The sequence below is a fragment of the Paenibacillus campinasensis genome (genome assembly GCF_002272015.1).
In the GTDB taxonomy this organism is placed as follows: domain Bacteria; phylum Bacillota; class Bacilli; order Paenibacillales; family Paenibacillaceae; genus Paenibacillus_AQ; species Paenibacillus_AQ campinasensis.
Map to the genome: position 1 here is coordinate 13,784 of NZ_NPBY01000085.1, position 25,230 is coordinate 39,013.

Genomic DNA, 25,230 nt, shown 5'->3' on the forward strand with positions numbered 1-25,230 from the left:
AATAGATTAATGGGAAGAAGGCGAAATCATGCTGGCAAAACGGATTATTCCTTGTCTTGATGTTAAGGACGGCCGGGTGGTGAAGGGCGTTAACTTTGTGAACCTCCGCGATGCAGGGGACCCTGTTGAGCTGGCGGCATTATATGACCGCGAGGGCGCTGACGAGCTGGTGTTTCTGGACATCTCGGCTTCGGTTGAAGGGCGGGCCACCATGGAGGAGGTTGTGCGCAAGACCGCCGGGGAGATTGCCATTCCGTTTACGGTTGGCGGCGGCATTTCCTCCGTGGATGATATGAAGCGGATCCTGCGTGCGGGTGCCGACAAGATCGGCATCAATACCGCTGCAGTTAAGCAGCCCGAGCTGATCTCGGCAGGCGCGCGTAAATTCGGCTCCCAATGCATCGTTGTTGCGGTGGATGCCAAATATAACGAGGCATGGGGCGAATGGGAAGTATACACCCACGGCGGCCGTACGCCTTCCGGCATCAAGGCGCTGGACTGGGTACGGCAGGCGGAATCGCTCGGGGCCGGTGAAATCCTGCTGACGAGTATGGATGCGGACGGGACGAAGGATGGCTTCGATCTGCCGCTGACTTCCGCCGTATCTTCCTCGGTCAGCATTCCGGTGATCGCTTCAGGCGGAGCCGGGAAAGAAGAGCATTTCTACGATGTATTTACAACAGGGAAGGCCGATGCAGGCCTTGCCGCAACGATCTTCCACTATAAGGAGATCTCGATTCCGGAGCTGAAGCAGCATCTGAGCGGGAAGGGAGTGGACATACGATGAGTGATCAACGGAATAAAGCCGTGACGTTTGAGCAGGCAGTGGAGAATATCCGCTGGGATGAGGGGGGCTTGGTTCCTGCCATCATTCAGGATGCGGATACGCGACAAGTGCTGATGATGGCCTATATGAATCAGGAGTCGCTTCGTCTGACGCTGGAAAGCGGGGACACCTGGTTCTGGAGCCGTTCGCGCCAGGAGCTGTGGCATAAGGGAGGAACCTCGGGCAACACGCAAGCCGTCGTATCGATCGATTATGACTGTGACGGGGACACGCTGTTGATTCAGGTCAAGCCGAAGGGTCCGGCCTGTCACACAGGCAAGATCACGTGCTTCCACAACCCCGTTGTGATGCAGCGCCAGGACGGCAGCGAGCCTGTTCAAGAGTCCAGCTCAAGTACAGCAGGTGTGGCAGACCGCTTCGCCGTTCTCGGCGAGCTGGAGGCGATTATTGCACAGCGGGAGGCCGAGCGTCCGGAAGGGGCCTACACGACGTATCTGTTTGATAAAGGTGTAGATAAAATATTGAAAAAAGTCGGCGAGGAGACGGCGGAGACCATCATCGCCGCAAAAAATAAAGATAACGCCGAGCTAAGGCTTGAAGTCAGCGATCTCATCTATCACCTGCTGGTGCTGCTGCAGGAGCGAAAGCTTCCGCTGGATGACATTATGGACGAGCTGGCCCGCCGTCACGAACGGCCGCGCCGGGATTAGGGGGCTGTAGCATTCATGCGAATCGACTACCATACCCACCATGCCCGGTGCGGGCATGCACAGGGACAGCTTGAGGAATATGTGCAGCGGGCGATTGAGCTTGGCCTGGATCATATCGGGCTATCCGATCACATGCCGCTGCTCCATGTTGATCCGGATCGTTACTATCCGGAGATGGCGATGCCGATGTCGGAGCTTCCGCGTTATGTTGAGGAATGCTTGCAGCTGAAGGAACGGTATAAGGGCCAGATCGAGGTGCGGGTAGGTCTTGAAGGTGATTATATCGAAGGCTGCGAGGAGGAAATTGAGCGGATCGTGAACGGATATCCTTGGGATTATGTCATCGGCTCGGTGCATTTTCTTGGCGAGTGGGATATTACGGATTACCGCCAGACCGCAGGCTGGGAAGGGAAAGACCCGCTGGAGGTCTACCGCCAGTACTATGATGCGGTTCAGAAGGCTGTTGCGACCGGCTTCTATGACATTATGGGCCATCTTGATGTGATTAAACGCTTCGGGTACGGCCCTGGCAAGGAGCATGAACCGGAAGTGATTGCGCTGGAGAAAGCGGCGCTGGCGGCTGTGGCCAAGAGCGGGAAGGCGATGGAGCTGAATGCATCCGGACTGTCTAAGGACTGTGCGGAAATGTTTCCAAGCCGTCGCATGCTGGAGGAAGCCATCTCGCTAGGCATTCCGCTGACGCTTGGCTCGGATGCCCATCAGCCATTGAAGCTTGGCGAGCATCTGGACAAGGCCAGAGCGCTGCTGGCGGAGCTCGGCGTAACGGCACTGGCAACCTTCCGCGAGCGGAAGCGTGAAATGGTGCCTTTTGAAACCTAACCTTTTCGATGTATAATACAGGAAGAACGATACACAGAAGCGGACGGCTGTTCTCCTCTCCAACCGTATCAATTGGCGGTGATGGAGGCGGGAACAGCCTGATTTAGCGACAGCGCTTTCACGTCTAGAGCATATGCGTCAACCAATTCATTTCTCCAGGAGGCCCCCCATGTATCGAGAATTTCGATTGTTTGCCGGAACGTCCAATCCGGGTCTAGCCGAAAGGATTAGCCAGCAGCTGGGTGTGGAACTGGGCAAGGTCACGATCTCCCGCTTCAAAAGCGGGGAAATCTACGTGCATTATGAAGAAAGCATACGAAACTGCGATGTGTTCCTACTGCAGTCGTTCTCTCACCCGATCAATGAGATGTTTGTGGAGCTGCTGGTCATGATTGATGCGGCCAAGCGGGCCTCGGCCAGAACGATCAACATCATTGTGCCGTACTATGGCTATGCCCGACAAGAGCGGAAATCGGCGCCGCGTGAACCGATATCGGCGAAGATGGTGGCTGATGTGCTGACAACGGCGGGCGCTTCGCGCGTCATTACGATGGATCTGCATGCGCCTGCCATACAGGGATTCTTCAACATTCCGGTCGATCATCTGACCGCGCTTGACCTCATCACCGAGTACTTGAACAGCAAGGATATCGATCATCCTGTCGTGGTATCGCCAGATGCGGGACGGGCCAGAACGGCTGAGAAGCTGGCGAGCCGCCTCGGCTCGCCCTTCGCCATGATGGTCAAGCAGCGTCCGGCGCATAATCAGGCAGTGATCACGCATGTGATCGGGGATGTGAGAGACCGCACCCCGATTATTATCGAGGATCTGATCGACACGGGAACGACGATTGTCCAGGTTGTGGAAAGCTTGAAGGATCGGGGGGCCAAGGATGCCATCGTCTGTGCGACGCACGGGCTGTTCTCCGGCTCGGCGCTGGAGAAGCTGGATCATGCCCATATCGGGGAAATCGTGGTTACAGACTCGATTGCGCTGCCGGATCACCCCAGCACAGATCGCCTCAGAGTACTGTCTGTTGCACCGATGCTCGCGAGGGCGACACATATCATAATGGAGGGCGGCTCGATTGCTACCCTGTTCAAGGACGCCGGCGTGTAAAGCTGGTGTCTTTTTTCTGCAAATGATTGTGTTAGTTATGTTATACTGTTGTGGATAGAGGAGCAAGTTAAAGGAGGTGGCCTTGCTTCCGTGAGTGAGAATCACAACGGATCGTACGATCCGCATAATGTTATACCTATCGAAATGACAGCCAACTTTTTCTTCGATCGGGCGGTTCGCGCGCTGGATCGTTACCAATATGACAAGGCATTGAAATATTTTCGTAAAGCGGTTGAGTATGAGCCGGACAATCCGGTCAATCATTGCAACATGGCGGGTATATTATCAGAGACAGGGGATTACACGGCTTCCAATGAAGTGCTGAGGCACATTCTGGAGCAGGTGGATCCGTCCATGACCGAATGCTACTTCTATATGGCAAACAACTATGCCAATATGGAGCAGTATGAAAAAGCAGAGGAAGCGCTCATCACCTATCTGGAGGAGGATCCGAACGGTCAGTTTCTGGATGAGGCGGAGGAAATGATGGAGCTTCTTCAACATGAGCTGAGCCGCCCGGCCAAGCCCAGCCGCATCAAAAGCCGTGAAGGCATGGTCGAGCATGAGCGGGCGCGGGAACTGCTGGAGGAAGGCAAGTTCGCGCAAGCGGTGAAGCTGCTGGAGGAAATCGTCAGCGAACATCCGGATTTCCTGGCGGCGCGGAACAATCTGGCGTTAGCCTATTATTATATGGGCCGATTCGACACGGCCAAACGTACCATCGGCGATGCGCTTGAGCAGGAGCCGGGCAACCTGCACGGCCTGTGCAACCTGGCAATTTTCTATCAGCATGAAGGAAACACACAGATGCGTGACAAGCTGATGGACATGCTGTCGGTCACCGTGCCGTTCCATATGGAGCATGTGTTCAAGCTGGCAACGACGATGGGCATTCTTGGCCAGCACGAGATCGCCTATCGGCATTTCCGCCGCCTGCTCACTGATGAAGGGTTTAACGGAGACCCGAGCCTGTATCATTATACGGCGGCAGCCGCTAGCAACAGCGGCCGTTATGAGGCAGCGGAGAAGTATTGGCGTCAAGCGGCGAAGCTGGATCCGGAATCGGTAATCCCGCCGTTCTATTTAATGCAGCTGCAGCAGATGAGGAAGATGGGCAGCGATCAGATTAAGGTCAGTTACCATTATCATCTGCCCTTTGATGAACAGCTCAAGCACCTGGAGCTGGACGGGGAGCGGCTGACTCAGGAAGCCCGGCAGAATCCGCTCATCCGCTCGTCCTTCTTCTGGGCGCTGCGGCATGGGGATCCGCAGACCAAGCTGCAGGTGATCCGGACGCTGGAGCTTATCGCGGATGAAGAGGTGCGGCACGCCTTGCTGTCCTTTCTGCAGGAACCTGGCGAGCCACCGGAGCTTAAACATGCGGCCCGGCTGGCGCTGCAGCAGATGGAGACGGCAGCAAGCCGGCTTCAGGAGCGCTCTGAGGAACGCGAGCCGGCTGTCCGAAGCCGTGAGGTTCTTCCCGACTGGCTTCCGGAGTGGAAGGAAGTGCTTGTCAAGGCGGCCGAGAACAAGGAGAAGGGTACGGACCCATACTGGGAGAAGGAACTGGAGCATCTGTGGTCAGACTATTTGAGCCGCCAGTATCCGAACATACCGAATATCCGCAATACGGAGGGCTGGGCGGCGGCGCTTGCCTATTTGGTAGCGAAGAGGCGTGGACGAGCCGTCACTTATCAGCAGGCCGCTGCGCAATACGGGGTCTCCCCGTCAACGGTCAGCCGTTATGCGCGCCAAATCCATAATGTATGCGACCCGGAGCCGTCATCCGATGATCGTTTCCATCCTTTTACGGAAAAAATCTAGCAAGAATAAGCTTGCAAAGCGGCCTTATGAGTGAATACTTAACGTAGGCGTGCGACGGAGAGAGCCAATATGCGGGTATTTCCCGCATTTCAGGAATAAATTGTATAAAAGCGAACAGTGATGACATAAAGGAGGCACACAGCGATGTATAAATCCATCGTAATCGGAACGGGGCCAGCCGGTTTAACGGCGGCCATCTATCTGGCACGCGCGAATCTGAAGCCGCTTGTCATTGAAGGATTACAGCCAGGGGGTCAGTTGACCACGACCACTGAAGTCGAGAACTTTCCGGGTTTCCCGGACGGCATTATGGGGCCTGAGCTAATGGATAACATGCGCAAGCAGGCGGAGCGTTTTGGCGCTGAATTCAAGAGCGCGTGGGTGGAGTCGGTTGATCTCTCCCAGCGTCCATTCAAGGTCAATGTGGAGGGTGTCGGCGAGCTGCTGACGGAAACGGTCATTATATCGACCGGCGCTTCTGCTAAATATCTCGGCATTCCGGGAGAGCAGGAGAATGTGGGACGCGGAGTCAGCACCTGTGCAACCTGTGACGGGTTCTTCTTCCGCGGCAAGCGCATTGTGGTCATTGGCGGCGGCGATTCTGCAATGGAGGAAGCCAGCTTCCTGACGCGTTTTGCATCGTCGGTCACGGTTGTTCATCGCCGCTCGGAGCTGAGAGCCTCCAAGATTATGCAGGACCGTGCCCGTGAGAATGAGAAAATCCAGTGGGCGCTGGACCGCACTCCGCTGGAGGTCGTTACGCATGAAACCGGTGTGAAGGGGCTGAAGGTCCGCAACAACGAGACCGGCGAGGAAGAATTGATCGAAGCCGAAGGCGTGTTCGTTGCAATCGGTCATACACCAAACACCGGGTTCCTCGGCGGCCAAATTACAACGGATGCAGCCGGCTACATTCAGGTGAAGCCAGGCACGACGGAAACGAACATTCCGGGCGTATTCGCTTGTGGAGACGTCCAGGATACAAGATACCGGCAGGCGATTACGGCCGCAGGCTCGGGCTGTATGGCTGCCATGGACTGCGAGAAGTACCTGGAAGGCCATATGGTGCATGACTGGAGCGAGACGCTGAACAAGTAAGGCACAGGTGCTGGCATACAGTAAATCACAGAGGGGCAGTCCCGAAAAGTCTAAACGGACCTTTCGGGACTGCCCCTTGTTCACATCTGAAGGCAGGAAAGAGGAGGAAGGCTTCTTACATGCTTAAAGCTTTGTTGGCGTTCTTGACGTCATTGGTCAGCAGCTGCTTGAGATTGTATGCAGGATAGAGACTGCGGGCATGCATGAAATGGAACACTTTGGCATGCAGATCAATCGCGTTGTTCAGCTGTTTCTTCAAGGTGTCGCGCAGTCTAGGGGTCGCTGTCTCGGTAATGGCGATGGCATAGTTGCGGACCGAGGTCTTGGCAAAGATCAGCAGCTGGGCAGCGTAGAAGGCGGTCATATCCGCTTCGGACAGGTTGCGCATGCCGACAGGCGCCTCAGGGAAAAACTGCAGCAGCTCTTTCAGGTTCATTTCAATACCTTTGATCGCTTCGGTGTACAGCGCACGCAGTTCCGAATCTTTAATGTCGCCCAGACACATCTTGAATTTCATCAGATAGTTTGTCTGGAATGCGGTTAATTCGTGCATTTCCATCGTTTCATGCCAGGCCAAATGCTTAGGGGCTTCCTTGCTCGTCACGTATCATTCTCCTCCACATATTCGGTATGCGATAGCCTATTCAGAGGACAGGAGAAGTGTGCCTAGCGGAAGCGAAGTCAATGGCTGTAGAGATCCAGCGACAACCGCACCATATCGCGCAGTCGCATGCCATTCTCGTAAATGGCCTCTTCATAATGCCGGACGAAAAAATCACGATCAATGCCGGTCATACGAAATCCGCATTTTTGATACAAGGCCAGCTGGGCGATGCTTGTACTTCCGGTTCCGACCTCAAGGGTGGCATACCCATGACGGCGTGCCTGCGCAATGGCGTGACGGACCAGTTGTTTGCCGTAGCCCTGTCCATGAAGGTGCTCCGCAACGGCAACATTCACCAGCTCCATCGTATCCGGCCGGGTCGGAAGCAGAACATAGACGCCGATGACAGCGCCATCGATCTCGCCTACGTAGCAGTGGCCTCGCTGTGTGTATGCTTTGACGAGCCGCTCCGAAGGGTCAGCGAGCAGCAGCAGCTCCAGCGGAAGCGGTTCGCCCGGGTTCAGCTCTCTAATATGCATAGGGACTCCTTTCATTGAAAAAAATGTTTCCTTCGCATCGGATCACTTATCCTCATTCTAACATTTCACGCTTTACCGACCTAGTCCGAGCGTGGCTCCACCCCAGGTTGAATCGGGGCGCAAGCTCAATCCGCAGGTTATTGTTTCATGTCTTGCGGACGCCCTACAATGAGTGTAACAAAGGAGCGTGACAAGAATGAATCATCACAAGCTGTCTCAAAACATATACAGGTATCGAAAGGAGCAGGGCCTGACCCAGGAGCGGCTGGCTCAGCAGCTGGGCGTCACCTTTCAGGCGGTCTCCAAATGGGAGAACGGGCAGAGCCTGCCGGATGTATCGCTGCTGCCGGAGCTGTCACGGCAGCTGGCTGTCAGCATGGACCGGTTGTTCGGCTATACTTCTGCCGGCAAGCCGGTCACGATCTATGAGGAGGAATACAAAACGCCGGATTATTACTGGGGCACGGAGCCGTCGGTTACGTGTTACAAGGTGCTGGAGCTCATGCCGCCGACACGCAGGCTTAAAGTGCTGGACATCGGCTGCGGGGAAGGCAAGGATGCGGTGTTTCTGGCGCGCAACGGCTATGATGTGACCGCCTTTGACATTTCCGATGCTGGCATTGAGAAGACGAAAATGCTGGCGGAAAGAACCGGCGTGCATGTCCATGTGTTCAAAGCGGATATCCGGGATTTCCGCCTGGAGACGGAGTTTGATATCGTATACTCCAGTGGGGTGCTGCACTATATCCGGCCGGAGTACCGGGCGGAGATCTTTAATAACTACAAGCAGTTTACCGCCAAGGGCGGGATGCACTTCCTGAATGTGTTCGTACAGAAGCCATTTATTGCGCCCCCGCCGGAGAATGAGCCGTACGCTTATGACTGGATATCAGGCGAGCTGCTGTCCCTGTACCATGATTGGATGATTCATGATTGTCCCGAGGTGGTCTTTGACTGCAACTCCTCCGGCGTGCCGCACCAGCATGCGATGAGCAAGCTGATTGCGCAGAAGCTGTGAACGAGAACGGATCACCCATGATAACTCAAGGAAAAGCGTGATGGGGAGCTGAAGTGAGCAAGGCTGCTTCCCCGTATCTGCGCCTTGCCCGATGAGGAGCGGGGAAGGCGGGTAGATCTCGCGCCAGGAGTGAACATGAGTTACCCTGAACAGATGTATGGGCTGATGCCCAACTGGAGGCGTTTCCGTATGGAAACGTCTTTTTGCTATGCGGTCAAGGCAAGGCCGTGGTTCAGGAGGGGAAATCCCCGCATACGGCGGCGGTTCATGATGGGCCGACCAGCTCTGTCATGAGAAACGCCGCAGGCCGGGAGCTGCCTACGGAGCGCAAAGGGCCGGGAGCGTGGCGGCTGAAACCAAGTGATGCGCTGTCTCGTTATAGCAGTAGACGGTTTTTTAAACTCTTTTTAAACAGAAGCTCCCTTTCGATTTAAACATGGGTGTGTAGTCTTGGAGATAATGTCACTGAAAGGAAGTGAATGCTGCCGTGTTAGAGCCTTATCTGTTTCCCATCTCTTATGCTTTTATGACCTTTCCCATCGCCGCTTTGCTATGTGCGATCCCTTTCCTTGTCGTGCAGTATCGCAAATACGGCTATTTCAATAAATTTCGCGGGTTTCTGCTATACCTGTTCTTGCTGTACTTGATGAATGCAGTCTATCTTGTGCTGCTGCCGCTGCCAGCTTCAAGGCATAATGACCCGCTGCCGGTGTCCTCGTATATGCAGTGGGTTCCCTTCGAGTTCGTGCAGGATATTATGAGGGAGACGAAGGTGGTCTGGTCGGAGCCCTCCACCTATATTCGCCTGCTGAAGGAAAGAGCGTTTCTGCAGGTGGTGTTTAATGTGCTGCTTGTCGTCCCGTTCGGGATGTTTCTGCGCTATTATGCTCGGGCTAAATGGCTGACCTGCCTTATAGCTTCGTTCGGGCTGTCCCTGCTGTTCGAGATTACCCAGGTGACGGGCATTTATGGCTTCTACGATTACCCGTACAGACTGTTTGATGTGGATGATCTGATGATGAATACGCTGGGCGGAATGATCGGTCTGGTGCTGGCGGACTGGTTGAAGAACCATCTGCCGCGAATGGAGCGGCTTGATGAGGATGTGGATCTGTCAACCAAACGGGTCAGCTATACGCGGCGGGGGATCGCCTTCGCGGCAGATATGATGCTGCTTCTGTTGATCTGGGGCGGTCTGGTCATACTGAGGGTGCCGGGGGCTTATTTTATCGTGAGTATATTGTACTTCATCGTGCTTCCTTATATGAACGAGGGACGGACAGTGGGCAGCTGGATCGTTCGCATCCGGATCAGTGGAGAGGGAGAGCATCTGAAGCTGAAGGAGATTCTGATTCGCAACGGACTGCTCTATGTTGTCGTCGGCGGGCTGCACTCGCTGGTGTTCACGGTTCATTTCCCGGGGCTGCTTCATGGCATGTATCTGTTCGGGCTTCTGATTATGGACGGCTGGGTGTTCATACATCTGGTGCTCTGTTTGCTGAATCGGGATCGGAAGCTGCTTCATGAGTACAAAAGCAACACCAAACTGGTCATTGGCTGACAAGAGAAGGATCGAATCAACCCGGTTTGCGAAGCGAAATGTGGGATGAGGAGAACGATGATTCATGCGTGGAGTTCCGAGGCAGAGGGCGGATTGCGGAGATCATGGGCCACTTACTGAAACCACCTGCTACCTCCTGTGTTATAATATGGAATATGCAACTGCAAGGGGGATTTAGGTTGAAAGCAAAAATGCTGTGCGTGACGGCCCTGATTCTTGGGCTTTTGTTTATTTCTGTCCACCATCTGGGTTATCCCCTCGGTTACGATCTGTTCACCGGCGTGGGCATCCCGCCTTTGATTACCGCAGGGAACACAACCTATCATCTTTCGACGATCATTGGAAGCCTATTGCTCATCATTGGCGTATATGGCACGGCCCGCCTCTTCGAGGCGCGTTATCCGAAGATCATGAGCAGGCTGATCATCGGCTGTATTGCTTATATCCTCGTATTTCCTTGGGTCTCCGGCCAGATTGTATCGCTCGTGAAATACAATACCAGCGGGTTATCCTCGGTAGCCTATTCGACAAAAGACAGCGAGTGCCGTTATCAAACGATCGAATCACGTTTAGTTGCAGATTGCATGCTCAATATATACAATTACGGAAATGAGCATCAGATTACGATTCGTCCTGTGGACATTGGATTCGGCAGAGACCACGTTACGCTCGAGCCTAAGGAGATCACGGTGGAGCCCCATCGTCGATCGCTTGTACCCGTCCGGTTCCAAAGCGTGAACCTGGTGGATGTGGAGGGCCGCGGCATGAAGAAGCATCCTGCCGTTGAGATTGGTCTGCACGATCATTGGAAAGTCTACCGATATCCAGGTTGATCAGAACCCGTCCGGGCTTGTCCTGTGCAAGGATTAGGCTCGGCGGGTTCCGGTTTGTTACAATAGAAGTGGTTTGTGGTTTGTTGGACGAGAAAGGGGAGGGGATGCAGTGAAGCCGATTCGTAATTCGGCCAAGGCGGTCATCATGGATCAGGACCGGGTTCTGCTCACCAGAAATGTGGATCATCTGGGTGAATTTTTTCTGTTTCCGGGCGGTGGCCAGGAGAAGGGGGAGACGCTGGCGCAGGCCGTTGTCAGAGAATGTCTGGAAGAGATCGGACGGACCGTGGCGGTCGGCGATCTGCTGCATGTGCGAGAGTATATCGGCAGCAACCATGAGTTTGCGGCAGAGGATGGCGACATCCACCAAGTCGAGTTTTATTTTGAGTGCCGCCTGACGGATCAGGGGGATTCATTTGAGGGCCATCGTCCTGATGACTATCAGGTTGGGGTCGAATGGGTCAAGCTGTCTTCCTTGGGAGATGTTCGTATATATCCTCGTTCGCTGGTTGAACCTTTGGCGAAGAGAAGAGGTTACTCCGGCCCGGGCCCGTCCAGGGTCTATGTCGGCGATACCAATTAACAGATCGGCAGATGCCCCTATGGCGGAGCTCTCGGCCGCTGGCTGTCGCCGAAAGGTAAAATGATGCCAATTATGAACTTTAAGCAACCATCATCAGGTGAACGGGAGGACGAGCCTATGGAGCAATGGGAATACAAAACGCTGAAGTATCGAACGGGCGGTTTTTTTGGCGGCAATGTGAAAGAAGAGGACTTCGAGGAGGAGCTGAATCGCTACGGCATGGATGGCTGGGAGCTGGTATCCTGCTTTGATACGAACATGTCCGGACAGTCGCGGGATGTTATCGTGGTGTTTAAACGCAAGGTGAACTTCGGGTAGCCGATGAAATTGAGATGGGGATGAACGATGAATAAATACAGTTTTCTGCTCGTTGCGGTGCTTAACTTCTTGGCTGCGATCGCCTTTATCATCACTGTTGTACTGTCCGAGAAGAGCACCCATCAGTGGGGGTTCTCCCTGGTTGCCTTCATGTTCGCCGTGGGCGGAGTGGGCAATCTGGTGCTGCACTTCAAGCAGAAGTAATCGATTGGGATCATAAGACAGACGCGGTTTGACAGATGAAGTATGACTCGTACGCGAATGATGAAAGGACAAGTTAAGCGATGGAATGGAAAAATATATATCGTGGGTTAGTCATGGGCATTAGCGATCTCATCCCCGGCGTCAGCGGAGGGACCATTGCGGTCGTTCTGGGGATATATGACCGCCTGCTGGCGGCCATTAGCGGGTTCTTCAGCAAGGAGTGGAAGAAGCATCTCGGCTTTCTGATTCCGCTCGCGGTTGGCATGGGATCTGCCTTGCTGCTGCTGAGCCGGGTTATTGAGTATTTGCTGGAGCATTACTATGGACCGACACAGTTTTTCTTTATGGGACTTATTGTGGGCGTGCTGCCCTTTATTTTAAGGAAAGCGGAAGCGAGAACGCGCTTTAAGACTGTTCATATCGTCGTTCTGCTGGTGGCTGCGGGGCTGCTTGCGCTGACGGCGTTTCTGCGAACCGATGAGGCGATCGAGCCGATCACCGCTTTGACGGGCGGTACGGCGATCCGGCTGTTCTTCTCCGGCTGGCTGGCCAGCATGGCGATGCTGCTGCCGGGCATTAGCGGCTCTTTCGTCCTGTTGATTCTGGGCGCATATTCTACGGCGATTGCTGCGCTGTCGTCCATGAACATCAGCATCATTGCCGTGATCGGCTTGGGAGCTGTTGTCGGCTTCATCGTCAGCAGCCGCCTGATCCGTTATTTGCTGGATGTGTTTCCGAGCGTGACTTATGCGGTCATTACCGGACTGATCCTCGGTTCCCTCGTTGTCATTTTCCCGGGGGTTCCTGCGGGAATCGGGCTGCTGGCAGTCAGCGCGGGCACATTTGTGGCTGGTCTCCTGATTGCCGTGCTGCTTGGCAGACGGGAATAACGTGAGACAGATCTTTTTCTTGGGGGCACGGGTGCCGTCCTGGGAAACCTGACAAGAGGGGATATACCCCCGTTCAGGTGAACAGGCGGTCTTCAGGCCCCTTATTTATATTTCCTTCCGGCCTCTTGCTCCTGCATGGGGCAGCCCATACATGCTTTGATGCGGGATGCGGGTCAGATCCAGCCTCTTTCCTCTGCGATGGCAATGGCCTCGATCCGGTTCTTGGCACCGAGCTTGCCCAAGATTTCGGACATGTAGTTGCGGACGGTGCCATAAGACAGATGCAGCCTCCCCGCAATGTCCATGGAGCTGCTGCCTTCGGCGGCTAGACGGAGAATTTCCTGCTCGCGCTCGGTGAGCGGATTCGGCTCCCGGATCGTGCCGAAGACCAGTTCGGGAGAGACTTCGCGCCGCCCCTCCATCACGCGCCGGATCGCTTCGGCAAGGCGGTCGCTAGGCTCATCCTTGAGTAAATATCCTTGCACGCCAGCCTGCACGGCGCGTTCAAAATACCCCGGTCTGGCAAAGGTCGTCAAAATAATGACGCGGCAGGGGCTTCCGAGCTTCACGAGCTCTTCGGCGACGTCCAGGCCGCTAAGCACCGGCATTTCGATATCAAGCAGGCAGACATCCGGCTGCAAGGCGCCGATCTGGCGCAGCGCTTCCTCTCCGTTGCCGGCTTGCCCGACTACCTGAATATCCTCTTCAAAATTGAGCAGCGCGGCCAGCGCGCCGCGAAGCATGCTCTGATCCTCGGCAATCAGTACTTTAATCGCCATCCGGTGAATCCTCCTTCCGGCTCTTGATGACAATCGGAACGCGTATCGTCAGCTTCGTTCCGCCATGGCTTTCTATGTCCAGCGTGCCACCGATCAGCGCGAGCCGTTCGGTCATGCCCCGAAGCCCGTTTTTCTCGGGGGCATCGTAACCTGCCTGCAAGCCGGCGCCATCGTCTTCAATGCTCAGCAGCCAATCGGTGCTGCCGGTTTCCATGGTGACAGTACAGGTGCGCGCCTGGCTATGCTTGACCACGTTGGTGACGGCTTCGCGCAGGCATAGGCTCATAATATTCTGGGCCAAATCGGATATGCCGGCTAGACGCGGATGGCCATGGCAGATCAGCTCAATACCTGCGCTGTTCAGAATGACGCGGGCCTCCTGCAGCTCCCCCGCCAGCGTGGCCGTCCGCATCTCGGAGACCAGCTCCCTGACCTGCCTCAAGGCGGAACGCGAAGTATTGTGGATTTCGCGGGCCTCCAGCTTGGCCTGCTCGGCGTCGGTATCAACCAGCTTCTCGATAAGCTGGCTCTTTAACGTAATCAGGGATAGCGTATGTCCAAGCGTATCATGCAAGTCCCGGGCGATTCGCATGCGCTCCTCCCCCTTGATCAGACTGCGGATTTGCTCGTTGGCCTGGGCCAGTTCCTTCTCAAGCTGCTGCCGCCGGTATAATGATCGAATCCCGAACGGAGCCATCACCATAATGAGGAGGAAAGGAATCATGAAAATAAGCTCCCTCCAACCTAACGTATGGGCGTGTTTGATCAGAGGGGCGCTCTGCACCAGGGTAAAGAGCGCGAGGGCGATGGTAAAATTGCGCCGGTCCGTATACCAGCCGATGAAATTGGCGGTGAAGAAGCCCATATACATATAGCTTGGATGGTACCACATGCAGAGAATGAAGATGATGGACATCTGAATTCCGAGCCATGTGAAGAAGCGCGGCTCCCCTTCAGCAAAGTACAGCTGGCGGTAGGTGAAGGTGAACAGGGCGATAAGGCCATAGCCGACGGCCATTTTCGTTCCGGATTCACTCAGCATATTAATAATAGGAAGCACCAGGTAGATGAGCCACAGGTAAGGGAACCATCCGATCTCTGCCGGGAAAATCGCAAAGCGGCGTTTGCCTGTCTTCACACGCTTCATGTACACCATCCTTTTATGCAGCTTGTTGTTTTTTGCGAATATAGGTGGATAGTAACATAAATACGGCAAAATATCCTGTCAAAACAACGATATGCTCCCATCCTGGCGCTTCAGCGCGGGTGATCGCCCACGCTCCGCTCCCGAAGTGGTAGGAGGGCATCCATTGCCCGATGGCCTGCATGAAGGATGGCATGGCCTCCATCGGGAACCACAGTCCGCCGGTCAGGGCGAGCCCGAGATACATGCCGTTGCTGACGCCGCTGGCGGTCTCCACACGCTTCATCAATCCGATCAGCGCTCCGATCGCCAGAAACGGCGCCGAGGCAAGCAGAATCCATAAGCCGCTGGACAGCCACTGCCACATGGCCATCGATACACCGTTGATCAGGTATCCTGCCGTGAAAATGACGATAATGCTCAGCAGATGCATCACGGTCTGTACAAACATTTTGGCAATAAAATAGACGGATCCCGGCAGCGGGGTTACCCGCATATAGATAGCCCAGCCCTGCGCCCGCTCCTGCACAAGCGGAATGCCAAGGTTCATGATGGCGGTCCCCATCACGCTGAACACGGTCATCGACATCAGATAATGGGCCTGCCATATTCCTGCATCCATGGCGTCTGTGCCAGTCACCAGCCGGGTGAAGATGACATAGAACGCGATCGGCATGGTCAGGGACCAGAAAATATAGTACGGATTGCGGACCATACGCAGTAATTCGAACCTGCATTGCAAGCGGATAAGTCTCCAGTTGTTCATTCAGTTCGCCTCCTCCAGTTCCGTTGTCAATTGGCTGAACGCTTCGTCAAGACTGCCCTGCTCGATGCGGATATCACGCATGCCGACGCCTTCCCGGTACAAGACGGACAGCGTGCCGTCCGTATCGTCCGTCACGATATGTATCCGGCCATCCTCGACGAACAGGTCGGTTATGCCGAGGGTATGCGGCAGGAGCTCCCGAATCGATTCAGGCTTTTGATCGGAGATGAACGATAAGGCGCGCCGGGTCAGTCTGGCCTTGATATCTTTCGGATCGCCATCCGCGATAACCCTTCCTTGATTAAAGAGCAGCACGCGCTCGGCAATATCATCAGCTTCCTGCAGATAGTGGGTCGTAAACAGAATCGTCTTGCCCCGCTCGGCCAGCTGCTTTGCAGTGTTCCAGAATGTCCTGCGCGCGGTTGTATCCAGCCCGACTGTCGGTTCATCAAAGAACAGCAGCTCCGGATTGCCGGCGATGGCGAGGGCAAAGATCAGCTTGCGCTTTTGGCCGCCGGACATTTTGACGGCCCACTGCTTCAGCTCTTCCGGCGTCAGTCCGGACAGGCGGACGATCTCATCCATCGGCAGAGGGTTCGGATAATAGCCCCGGATGAGCTGGATGACTTCCCGTGTGCGGAGACCGTCCATCACACTGACCTCCTGCAGCATGGCGCCAATCTGCTGGCGGACCTCGAGACTCCTTGGGTTCTGGCCGAGCAGGAGCACCTCGCCTTCGCTCGGGCTTGCAAGGCCGAGCATCATCGAGATGGCGGTGGATTTTCCGGCGCCGTTGGGCCCGAGAATGGCGGTGATCGATCCGCGATGGATGGTGAAGGAAACTTGATCCACCGCTCTTTTGCCGCCGAACGTTTTGGTGACTTGCTTCAGCTCGGCGACCGGATCGCCGGGTTGCTGCTTGATCATGGACAACGCCCCTTTTCGCATTAGGTGTTTGATGGCTCTATCATAACGGGGCAGCCAGCGGCCGTGTTAGTAAAGGATGTCACCGGTTTGGGATGACTTTTGTCATGCGCGGGTCTTGTTATGGATGATCGCAGGGCGGTTTCGCGCAGCTCTGGAAAGGCTTCACGGTCCTTGGCAGGTGTGAGGCCTTCTCTTGACCGAAAGTGTGGCTTCAATTATAGTGGGTACAGTAGGAGCAACATGAATCATGCAGCAGTCATATATCAATTAATAGAAGGAAAAAGGTGGCTTGTAACATGTCTGAAAACATCTACGTCGGTGTCGATTTGGGCGGAACAGCGATTAAGGTTGGAATTTGCAACGAAGAAGGACATCTCCTGCATAAGTACGAGGGGCCGACGGAAACGGCAAAAGGCGTTGACACGGTAATAGGCAACATTGAAAAGTACGTGCGTCATATCGTGGAGGAGTCTCCGTACAGCTGGGATCAGCTCGCAGGTGTAGGCGCTGGATTCGCCGGCTTTATGAACATTCGTGAAGGCATCATTATTCTGGCACCGAATGTAGGGTTTAAGGATGTGCCGATTCGCGCTCTGCTCGAAGAGCGTCTGGGCAAGCCCGTGAAGATAGACAACGATGCCAACGTGGCGGCGCTTGGCGAGGCTTGGAGCGGTGCGGGCCGCGGCATCGAGAACTGTGTGTGCTACACGCTGGGAACCGGCGTGGGCGGCGGTATCATCATTAACGGCAAAATTTATCAAGGCGGCGGAATGGCCGGCGAGCTCGGCCATATTACGGTTGTTCCTGATCTGGAAGCAATCCAGTGCGGCTGCGGCAAGATGGGCTGCCTCGAAACCGTTTCCTCTGCTACAGGCATCATCCGTATGGCGAAGGATGCCGTTGCGCGCGGAGATCGCACGTCCCTGTCCCTGGTGGAGAACATCGCGGCGAAGGAAGTGTTCGACGCAGCCAAGGCCGGAGACGAAGTGGCGCTTCGCATCGTGAAGCGGGCCGCTTATTATCTTGGCAAGTCGATGGCTACGGTGGCAGCAGTGCTGAATCCTGAGGTGTTTATTATTGGCGGCGGCGTATCCAAGGCCGGTGATATTCTGTTTGACGAAGTACGGGCGGTGTTTGCCAAGTTGGCGCCGGAGCCGCTGCAGCGCGGCGTTAGCATCGTGCCTGCGGAGCTGGGCAATGATGCCGGAGTTGTTGGCGCAGCGGGTCTGCTTCTGCGTTCGTAGGTTTGTTATTTTCCGATCTGCCGCTTGATTATATATTCAATCGAGGGAGGGGAAGCTGATGCTGGAAGCAGCCGATCGAGGCAGCGACACATCAACCATGGCCACCCTGATCATCATTACCGGGATGTCGGGTGCAGGGAAGACTTTAGCGGTGCAAAGTCTGGAGGACCTCGGATTTTTTTGCGTGGATAACCTGCCTCCGGTGCTCATTCCGAAATTCGCGGAGCTGATCGATCAATCGAAAGGCAAGATTGGCAAGGTCGCTTTGGTCATCGACCTGCGGGGCCGTGAATTCTTCACTGCATTGTCCGAATCGTTGAATTATATTAAGGATCATTTCACGATTCGGTGTGAAATTCTGTTCCTCGACGCAACCGATTCGGTGCTGGTTCAACGCTACAAGGAGAGCCGGCGCCGCCATCCCCTTGCTCCGGAAGGCATGCCGCTGGATGGCATCCGTCTGGAGCGCAAAATGCTGGATGAACTGAAAAACTCGGCGACTCAGGTCATCGATACAAGCCATATGAAGCCGCTGAAATTGAAGGAGAAGATCATCTCCCGCTTTACACATCTGGAGACCAGTATGCTGTCGGTCAACATTACGTCTTTTGGATTTAAATACGGAATCCCGATTGACGCCGACCTGATCTTTGACGTGCGTTTTCTGCCTAATCCGCATTATGTGGAGCAGCTGCGCCCGAACACCGGACAGAACAGCGACGTATATGATTATGTCATGAAGTGGCCGGAGACGCAGACGTTTCTGACGAAACTGCTGGATATGCTGCATTTTCTTATTCCGCAGTATCGCAAGGAGGGCAAGAGCCAGGTTATTATCGGGATCGGCTGCACGGGCGGCAAGCACCGTTCGGTGGCGATTGCGGAATATCTTGGCAAGATGCTGGGTGCCAGCGAAACGGAAGCGGTGTCGGTAAGCCATCGTGATTCTGACCGGGATCGGCATTAATTAGGGGAAGTGATAAACTTGGGTGAGCAAGCAACAAAGCGCCCTCGCATCGTCGTGATGGGTGGAGGAACCGGGCTGTCGGTCATGCTCCGGGGCCTGAAGGAAAAGCCGATCGACATAACGGCGATTGTTACTGTAGCGGATGACGGAGGGAGCTCCGGCATTCTGCGCAGTGAGCTGCAAATGCCTCCTCCGGGAGATATAAGAAATGTACTCACGGCTCTCGCCGATGTGGAGCCGCTAATGTCTGATATATTGAAATACCGTTTCGAAACCGGCTCGGGACTGGCCGGGCACAGCCTCGGCAATCTCATCCTGGCTGCCATGACGGATTTGCACGGCGATTTTGTCACGGCTGTTAAGGAGATGAGCCGGGTTTTTGTTGTTCGCGGACAGGTTCTGCCAGCGGCTGGCGAAGCGGTTGTGCTGCACGCCGAGATGGAGGATGGCACGATTGTGACCGGTGAATCGAAAATTCCGGAGGCTGGCCAGCGAATCAAGCGAGTCTTCCTGGAGCCGGAGCATGTGGAGCCTCTTCCCGAAGCCCTTGAGGCGATTCGACAGGCGGATGCGATTCTGATTGGGCCCGGGAGTCTCTACACGAGTATTCTGCCCAATCTGCTTGTCCCCAAGCTTGCCGAGGCGATTGTGGCATCGGATGCTATCAAAATGTTTGTATGCAATGTCATGACACAGCCAGGAGAGACAGATAATTATACAGTAAGTGATCATTTGCAGGCGGTATACGATCATATTGGCCTTCATCTGTTTGATTATGTTATTGTTAATGATGGAGACATTCCTCCTCAGGTGCAGGAGAAGTATGCACAGAAAGGCGCGAAGCCTGTGTACCTGGACCGTGATGAGGTGACCAGCCGAGGATATAAGCTCATCGCTGACAAGCTTGTGCTGTTTCGAACCTATTTGCGGCACGATGCGGATAAGCTGAGCCAACATATTTTTCAGCTGGTGCAAGACTGGATAACACGAAAGAGGTGAGTACCTTGTCCTTTGCGGCTCAAACCAAGAAAGAGTTGACCATGGTCGAAAGCCAGGGCTGCTGCGAGAAAGCGGAACTGTCTGCGCTCATCCGGATGAACGGATCGGTTCAGCTTTCGAACAAAAAGGTGATTCTGGATATTTCGACGGAGAACGCCGCGATTGCAAGGCGCATTTATTCCTTAATCAAGAAGCATTTCCAGGCGCATACTGAACTTTTGGTGCGTAAAAAAATGCGTTTGAAGAAGAATAATGTATACATCGTCCGCATACCGGCTCAGGTTCAGGAAATTCTGAAGGAGCTGCGTATTGTGTCGGAAGGATTTCTGTTTCAGCCACGGATTGACAAGCAGATTGTCCGCAACAATTGCTGCAAGCGGGCATATCTTCGGGGTGCCTTCATGGCAGGGGGTTCGGTCAACAACCCGGAGGGCTCGTCGTATCACCTGGAAATCGCCACGATGTATGAGGAGCACTGTCAGTCTCTTGTCCAGCTTGCCAATGAATTTCACCTGAATGCCCGCTGTATTGAGCGGAAGAAAGGGTTCATCTTCTACATCAAGGAAGGCGAGAAAATCATCGAATTCCTGAACCTGATCGGAGCGCATCAGGCGTTGTTCAAGTTCGAGGATGTCCGGATCATGCGGGATATGAGAAATTCCGTCAACCGCATCGTCAACTGTGAGACGGCCAATCTGAACAAAACCATCGGGGCGGCGATTCGCCAGATTGAGAACATCAAGCTGCTGCAGAAGGAAGTCGGCCTGGAGAACTTGCCTGACAAGCTCCGGGAGGTCGCCGAAATTCGGCTGGCTCATCCGGATATGAACCTGAAGGAAGTCGGGGAACTTCTCAAGGGGACGGTCAGCAAATCCGGGGTAAACCACCGTCTTCGCAAGATTGATGAACTGGCGGAAAAGATTCGAAACGGATAACATTTTTTCTGCTAGTGTCCTGTATGGTTAAATGTTATAATATGATAAAATATCACCGCGCTTTCAATTCAGCAGATTTATAAGATAGGGGGTAATTTTCATGACAAAGCACCCGGTAGTCGTTCGGCTGAAGACGGGTCTACACGCCAGACCGGCCGCGCTGTTCGTTCAGGAAGCGAATAAATATTCCTCTGAAATTTTCGTCGAAAAAGATGATAAAAAAGTAAATGCCAAAAGTATCATGGGAATTATGAGCCTAGCTATCAGTTCCGGAACTGAGGTTTACATTAGCGCAGAAGGAGCCGACGCTGAGCAAGCGGTTACCTCGCTCATGAATTTGGTGAGCAAGGAAGAGCTCGAAAATCAATAAACAATACCTGTCATTAAGAAAAGTCTTGTCATCTGCAAGGCTTTTTTTAACATAAGCAAGCGAGGGGTATTCTACATAATGGGTTGGGATGAGACGGGAGCGGTTGCCCGTCTTTTTGTCATGCATACCATGCAGGGATCCATGATTCATAATAAATATGATAATTTCGCAGCGTCTGATGCAACATTTACCAACTGAGCACCGTTAGAAGGGTAAGGCAAGCATACAAGGGCCAAAATTGAGGAGGCGAATGAACAATGAACAAGTGGGTTAAACGGGTTGGTGCAGTGATGATTGCAGGGACGCTGCTGACCGGAGGCGCAGCTGTCACCGGAATCGGGGGTGCAACGGAAGCATATGCGGCTGAGACGCCGCGCAGTGTGGTAACAGTGGTGGGTAAAGGCGAAATTTCTGTGAAGCCGGACATCGTCTACCTGTCCATTGGCAGTGAGTCTACGGCGGCAACAGCAAAAGAGGCGCAAAGAAGCAATGCGCAGAAAGTTCAGAAGATTACAGCGTTGCTGAAGGATACATGGAAGATCAACGAGAAGGATATCAAAACGGAGCAGTTCTTCGTACAGCCAAACTACACGTATTCGGATGAAGGCGGACGCACGCTGAAGAGCTATACCGCTTATCATTCGCTTGAGGTTACGCTTCTTGACCTGACGAAGGTCGGAGACGTGCTGGATTCAGCGGCTGACGCGGGTGCGAACATCATTGGCAACGCCCGCTTCTCGGTTGCCGATCGGGATGCTTACGAGGCGCAAGTGATTGAAAAGGCGATTGCGAATGCCGATCTGAAGGCGCGCGCCATTGCCAATGCAGCCAAGCGTCAGCTTGGAGCAATCGTCAATGTGTCGGAAGGTTCGGCGATGAATGATATCATTACGTTTGCCGCGGCGGACGGCCTGGCGTCGAAAGCAGAAAGTGCTGGCACCTCGCTTGAGCCGGGCGAGATCAAAATTGTTACCCAGCTTAACGTTCAATATGAGCTGAAATAGTATGTCGGAATTAAGCTCTCGGGCTTTGTGCCGCTGCGATGCAGCGCGTAGAACTGCTGGAGGGCTGGTCAGCACCCGTCTGTATATGCAGGCGGGTGTTTGTGTTGAGACAAGGGCTTCGTTCTTGTCCACTGCGGAAGCTGGGGATGAGGGTTTCCGGTTGCTCGCCCAGCGCTGCCATGTTCTTGAAGAATATCCCGTCTTTACCCTGTCGAAATCCGCAGAAAAGTGTTGTACATAGTGGGAAAACAATGTATAGTGAATATGCAAAAAACTGAATTTGATGAACATCGGTAAAGCCATACCCATGGATATGGCTTTTTTTTCTTAAACGACGCATGATATACGATTATTCTTGAGAAACGGGTCTGCCTTCGGGCAGAATTGCCGTTTCTTCTTACTGGTTTCGAACAGGCCCGCGAATATAAGCGCGCAAGTATTCACGCTCTATCCCATGTAAGGGCACCATTAGAAAGGGGTTGATGCTATGATTGAGCTTGTCCAGATTGAAAAACATTTTCAGGGACAGGCGGTCGTGCATCCGCTGTCGCTCTCCATTAAGGAAGGGGAATTCCTGACCTTGCTGGGCCCAAGCGGCTGCGGCAAGACAACGATCCTCCGTATGATCGCAGGCTTCGAGCAGCCTACGGATGGACAGGTATGGCTCGCGGGGCAGAACGTGACGGATGTTCCTGCAAGCAAGCGGGATCTGAACCTCGTATTCCAGCATTATGCCCTATTTCCGCATATGACCGTTGAAGATAACATCGCGTTTGGGCTAAAGATGAAGAAGATGCCGCGTGCCCAGATCAAGGAGCGTGTAGATGAAGCTGCCCAAATGACGCAGCTGTCGGCGCTGCGGGATCGCTTTCCGCATCAGCTCTCCGGCGGTCAGCAGCAACGTGTCGCCATTGCGCGTGCGATTGCGAACAAGCCCAAGGTGCTGCTGCTGGACGAGCCGCTTGGCGCGCTGGATTTGCAGCTTCGCAAAAACTTGCAGTCCGAGCTGAAACATTTGCAGCGTACGCTTGGGATTACATTTGTTTATGTGACGCATGATCAGGAAGAAGCGATGATGATGTCCGACCGGATCGTCATTATGAATAATGGCAAGGTGGAGCAGATCGGCACGCCGCGCGAGATCTATGCGAGACCGCAGACCCTGTTCGCTGCAACCTTTGTCGGGGAGAACAATATTTTCTCATCGCCGGAGGGGCTTATCGCTGTTCGGCCCGAGAAGATGGTGGCTCAGCGGGAGCCGGGTGCGAAGAAGACGGGTGTCATTGAGGACATTCAATATTTGGGCAGCGTGCATAAATTGCTGGTGCAGCTGGATGGCGAGCCAATGAAAGTGACGGTGGCGCTCGATATATCGGATGAACGTCCGTGGCAGATCGGTGAGGCTGTAGGGGTGAACTGGAACGACAAGGACGAGGTGATGATCGAGCCATGAGAAATTCCCGATTTCTCCTGCCGCCGGTCCTGTTGTGGCTGTCATTGTTCCTAGTGATCCCGATGCTGATCGTGGTGGGCATCTCGTTTTTGTCGAGGGACACGCTTGGCCGAGTTGTATTTGAGTTCAACCTGGAGGGATACCGCACTTTTTTTGATCCGCTGTATTTGGGGATCTACTGGGACACGCTGGTTTTGTCGCTTCTGACTACGGTCATCTGTTTGTTGGTCAGCTATCCGCTGGCCTATTATATAGCGAACGCGTCCCCGCGGGTTCAGACTTGGGGGCTGGTCCTGATTACGATTCCGTTCTGGATCAACTTTCTAATCCGCACGTATGCCTGGGTGCTGCTGCTGCGAACGCAAGGGGTCGTCAACAGCGCATTGCTCTGGCTCGGCTGGATTGATGAGCCGATTCAGATGCTGTATACCTACGGCGCGGTGCTGATGGGCATGGTCTATAACTTCATTCCGTTCATGGTGCTGCCGATCTACGTGGCGCTGGAGCAGATGGACAAGCGTCTGCTGGACGCCGCAAGCGACCTCGGCGCTTCCAGATGGAAGGCGTTCCTGCATGTGACGCTGCCGCAGAGCAAGTCGGGCATCATGACCGGTGCGGTGCTTGTCTATGTATCGACTTCCGGCATGTTTGTGGTGACGGATATTCTGGGCGGTGCGAAGTCGACCATGATCAGCAACATTATTCAGACGCAGTTTCTGGGGGCACGTAATTGGCCGTTCGGCGCGGCGCTGTCAGTGATTTTTGTCGTGACATCCCTGATCCTGATTCTGCTGTTTAACCGGGCGATGCAGGCTCGTCATCAACGAGTAGGGGAGGGAAGAGCGTGAAGAAGCGCAGCCATCCCCTGCTGGGGATCCATTCGTACCTGATGCTGGCCTTCATCTATATGCCGATTCTGATCATTATCATTTATTCTTTTAACAGCGCGAGACTTAGCGGCAACTGGGAAGGCTTCACACTGGACTGGTACACATCCTTGTTCCAGAATCGCCATGTCAGGGAAGCGCTGATGAACAGCCTGACGATCGCGATTACATCCACAGTGGTGTCGACCATGCTCGGCACAGCGGCGGCGCTGGCGCTGCGAGATTTGCGCGGCAAGAAACGCAGCGGCATGAACGGGCTTCTGTATCTCCCGGTTATCATCCCGGACATCATTATGGGGCTGTCGCTGCTGGTGATGTTCAGCCAACTGAACATGCCGCTAGGCAAGACGACGGTGATGATTGCGCATATTACATTCAGCTTGTCCTACGTCTATGTAGTTGTGACAGCAAGGCTGTCAGGCATGGGCAAGCAGCTGGAGGAGGCTGCGCAGGATCTTGGCGCCACGCCGTGGCAGACGTTCCGGCATGTGACGCTGCCGCAGATTGCCCCGGGGATTATATCCGGTGCACTGATTGCTTTTACGCTGTCGCTGGATGATTTTATGGTGAGCTTTTTTGTGGCGGGGCCGAGTTCAACGACGCTGCCAATCTATATATACGCCCAGGTTAAGCGGGGGATATCGCCGGAGATTAACGCCCTGTGTACACTGCTGATCCTGGTGAGCATTACCCTGATTCTGCTGTCCCAATACATTCTTAACCGGGGCAACAATGACAAGAAACACAAGACATTGCCGATTTAAAGCAAATTTGCTTTTTCGGATAGAGGGATGATCTCAAAAGATCCCAAAAAACGGAACGAGGA

Annotated in this window: 28 protein-coding genes; 22 read left to right on the plus strand and 6 right to left on the minus strand. The window is 54.2% G+C overall.

What is annotated here, in order from left to right:
• Nucleotides 1–28: 28 nt before the first annotated feature.
• From hisF to trxB, 6 genes are all read left to right on the plus strand, one after another.
• Nucleotides 29–787, plus strand: a complete 759-nt coding sequence (hisF, locus tag CHH67_RS23610) for an imidazole glycerol phosphate synthase subunit HisF (RefSeq protein WP_095267824.1) — start codon at nt 29–31, stop codon at nt 785–787.
• The gene (hisIE, locus tag CHH67_RS23615; RefSeq protein WP_095267825.1) at nt 784–1,497 is read left to right on the plus strand and encodes a bifunctional phosphoribosyl-AMP cyclohydrolase/phosphoribosyl-ATP diphosphatase HisIE; all 714 of its coding nucleotides are present in this window, start codon (nt 784–786) and stop codon (nt 1,495–1,497) included. The genes hisF and hisIE overlap by 4 nt, the downstream gene beginning before the upstream one ends.
• 15 nt (nt 1,498–1,512) lie before the next feature.
• Entirely contained in the window at nt 1,513–2,337 is an 825-nt protein-coding gene (gene hisJ, locus CHH67_RS23620; protein ID WP_095267826.1) for a histidinol-phosphatase HisJ, read from the plus strand.
• 169 nt (nt 2,338–2,506) lie between these two features.
• Complete coding sequence (locus CHH67_RS23625) at nt 2,507–3,457, plus strand: ribose-phosphate diphosphokinase (RefSeq protein ID WP_095267827.1); 951 nt, start codon at nt 2,507–2,509, stop codon at nt 3,455–3,457.
• Nucleotides 3,458–3,601: 144 nt separating this feature from the next.
• The gene (locus CHH67_RS23630) at nt 3,602–5,281 is read left to right on the plus strand and encodes a tetratricopeptide repeat protein (protein WP_244908313.1); all 1,680 of its coding nucleotides are present in this window, start codon (nt 3,602–3,604) and stop codon (nt 5,279–5,281) included.
• A gap of 144 nt (nt 5,282–5,425) precedes the next feature.
• A complete protein-coding gene (trxB, locus tag CHH67_RS23635; RefSeq protein WP_095267829.1) occupies nt 5,426–6,379 on the plus strand; it encodes a thioredoxin-disulfide reductase in 954 nt (317 codons plus the stop codon).
• A gap of 115 nt (nt 6,380–6,494) precedes the next feature.
• Here trxB and CHH67_RS23640 read toward each other — a convergent pair whose 3' ends face one another.
• Complete coding sequence (locus tag CHH67_RS23640) at nt 6,495–6,938, minus strand: spore coat protein (protein WP_095267859.1); 444 nt, start codon at nt 6,936–6,938, stop codon at nt 6,495–6,497.
• A 122-nt stretch (nt 6,939–7,060) separates the two neighbouring features.
• Nucleotides 7,061–7,522 (minus strand): GNAT family N-acetyltransferase, encoded by a 462-nt coding sequence (locus tag CHH67_RS23645; RefSeq protein ID WP_095267830.1) that lies wholly within the window; start codon nt 7,520–7,522, stop codon nt 7,061–7,063.
• A 196-nt stretch (nt 7,523–7,718) separates the two neighbouring features.
• Here CHH67_RS23645 and CHH67_RS23650 point away from each other — a divergent pair, with 196 nt between their 5' ends.
• From CHH67_RS23650 to CHH67_RS23675, 7 genes are all read left to right on the plus strand, one after another.
• Entirely contained in the window at nt 7,719–8,540 is an 822-nt protein-coding gene (locus CHH67_RS23650; protein WP_095267831.1) for a methyltransferase domain-containing protein, read from the plus strand.
• Nucleotides 8,541–9,027: 487 nt separating this feature from the next.
• A complete protein-coding gene (locus tag CHH67_RS23655) occupies nt 9,028–10,101 on the plus strand; it encodes a VanZ family protein (protein ID WP_095267832.1) in 1,074 nt (357 codons plus the stop codon).
• 179 nt (nt 10,102–10,280) lie between these two features.
• Nucleotides 10,281–10,934, plus strand: coding sequence for a hypothetical protein (locus CHH67_RS23660; protein ID WP_095267833.1), 654 nt, complete (start codon nt 10,281–10,283; stop codon nt 10,932–10,934).
• Between the two features lie 109 nt (nt 10,935–11,043).
• Nucleotides 11,044–11,517 carry an NUDIX domain-containing protein gene (locus CHH67_RS23665; protein WP_095267834.1) on the plus strand — a complete coding sequence of 158 codons (474 nt, stop codon included), beginning with the start codon at nt 11,044–11,046 and terminating at the stop codon, nt 11,515–11,517.
• A 117-nt stretch (nt 11,518–11,634) separates the two neighbouring features.
• The gene (locus CHH67_RS23670; RefSeq protein WP_095267835.1) at nt 11,635–11,835 is read left to right on the plus strand and encodes a DUF4177 domain-containing protein; all 201 of its coding nucleotides are present in this window, start codon (nt 11,635–11,637) and stop codon (nt 11,833–11,835) included.
• A gap of 27 nt (nt 11,836–11,862) precedes the next feature.
• Entirely contained in the window at nt 11,863–12,039 is a 177-nt protein-coding gene (locus CHH67_RS26365) for a hypothetical protein (RefSeq protein WP_176475645.1), read from the plus strand.
• 80 nt (nt 12,040–12,119) lie between these two features.
• The gene (locus CHH67_RS23675; protein ID WP_095267836.1) at nt 12,120–12,929 is read left to right on the plus strand and encodes a DUF368 domain-containing protein; all 810 of its coding nucleotides are present in this window, start codon (nt 12,120–12,122) and stop codon (nt 12,927–12,929) included.
• Nucleotides 12,930–13,102: 173 nt separating this feature from the next.
• On the opposite strand, the gene CHH67_RS23680 is transcribed toward CHH67_RS23675, so the two are convergent.
• From CHH67_RS23680 to CHH67_RS23695, 4 genes are read right to left on the minus strand one after another with little or no spacing between them, the layout of a single operon-like run.
• Complete coding sequence (locus CHH67_RS23680) at nt 13,103–13,708, minus strand: response regulator transcription factor (protein WP_095267837.1); 606 nt, start codon at nt 13,706–13,708, stop codon at nt 13,103–13,105.
• On the minus strand, nt 13,698–14,855 hold the full coding sequence (locus CHH67_RS23685; RefSeq protein ID WP_095267838.1) for an ATP-binding protein: 1,158 nt from the start codon (nt 14,853–14,855) through the stop codon (nt 13,698–13,700). The genes CHH67_RS23680 and CHH67_RS23685 overlap by 11 nt, the downstream gene beginning before the upstream one ends.
• Nucleotides 14,856–14,868: 13 nt before the next feature.
• Nucleotides 14,869–15,618 carry an ABC transporter permease gene (locus CHH67_RS23690; RefSeq protein WP_095267839.1) on the minus strand — a complete coding sequence of 250 codons (750 nt, stop codon included), beginning with the start codon at nt 15,616–15,618 and terminating at the stop codon, nt 14,869–14,871.
• Nucleotides 15,619–16,545, minus strand: a complete 927-nt coding sequence (locus CHH67_RS23695; RefSeq protein ID WP_095267840.1) for an ABC transporter ATP-binding protein — start codon at nt 16,543–16,545, stop codon at nt 15,619–15,621. It lies immediately after the preceding gene.
• Nucleotides 16,546–16,841: 296 nt separating this feature from the next.
• Here CHH67_RS23695 and CHH67_RS23700 point away from each other — a divergent pair, with 296 nt between their 5' ends.
• The 9 genes from CHH67_RS23700 to CHH67_RS23740 all read left to right on the plus strand — a co-directional run bounded on the left by CHH67_RS23700 (nt 16,842) and on the right by CHH67_RS23740 (nt 25,168).
• On the plus strand, nt 16,842–17,789 hold the full coding sequence (locus CHH67_RS23700) for an ROK family glucokinase (RefSeq protein WP_095267841.1): 948 nt from the start codon (nt 16,842–16,844) through the stop codon (nt 17,787–17,789).
• A gap of 58 nt (nt 17,790–17,847) precedes the next feature.
• Nucleotides 17,848–18,756 (plus strand): RNase adapter RapZ, encoded by a 909-nt coding sequence (gene rapZ, locus CHH67_RS23705; RefSeq protein WP_095267842.1) that lies wholly within the window; start codon nt 17,848–17,850, stop codon nt 18,754–18,756.
• Nucleotides 18,757–18,813: 57 nt separating this feature from the next.
• Nucleotides 18,814–19,755 (plus strand): gluconeogenesis factor YvcK family protein, encoded by a 942-nt coding sequence (locus CHH67_RS23710; RefSeq protein ID WP_176475647.1) that lies wholly within the window; start codon nt 18,814–18,816, stop codon nt 19,753–19,755.
• A 5-nt stretch (nt 19,756–19,760) separates the two neighbouring features.
• Nucleotides 19,761–20,690 (plus strand): DNA-binding protein WhiA, encoded by a 930-nt coding sequence (gene whiA / locus CHH67_RS23715; RefSeq protein WP_095267844.1) that lies wholly within the window; start codon nt 19,761–19,763, stop codon nt 20,688–20,690.
• Nucleotides 20,691–20,790: 100 nt separating this feature from the next.
• On the plus strand, nt 20,791–21,060 hold the full coding sequence (locus CHH67_RS23720; RefSeq protein ID WP_095267845.1) for an HPr family phosphocarrier protein: 270 nt from the start codon (nt 20,791–20,793) through the stop codon (nt 21,058–21,060).
• Between the two features lie 257 nt (nt 21,061–21,317).
• Nucleotides 21,318–22,064, plus strand: a complete 747-nt coding sequence (locus CHH67_RS23725) for an SIMPL domain-containing protein (RefSeq protein WP_095267846.1) — start codon at nt 21,318–21,320, stop codon at nt 22,062–22,064.
• A gap of 487 nt (nt 22,065–22,551) precedes the next feature.
• Nucleotides 22,552–23,517 carry an ABC transporter ATP-binding protein gene (locus tag CHH67_RS23730; RefSeq protein WP_095267847.1) on the plus strand — a complete coding sequence of 322 codons (966 nt, stop codon included), beginning with the start codon at nt 22,552–22,554 and terminating at the stop codon, nt 23,515–23,517.
• Complete coding sequence (locus CHH67_RS23735) at nt 23,514–24,365, plus strand: ABC transporter permease (RefSeq protein WP_095267848.1); 852 nt, start codon at nt 23,514–23,516, stop codon at nt 24,363–24,365. Before CHH67_RS23730 ends, CHH67_RS23735 begins: the two co-directional genes overlap by 4 nt.
• Nucleotides 24,366–24,406: 41 nt before the next feature.
• Nucleotides 24,407–25,168, plus strand: a complete 762-nt coding sequence (locus tag CHH67_RS23740; protein ID WP_155618373.1) for an ABC transporter permease — start codon at nt 24,407–24,409, stop codon at nt 25,166–25,168.
• Nucleotides 25,169–25,230: the final 62 nt, after the last annotated feature.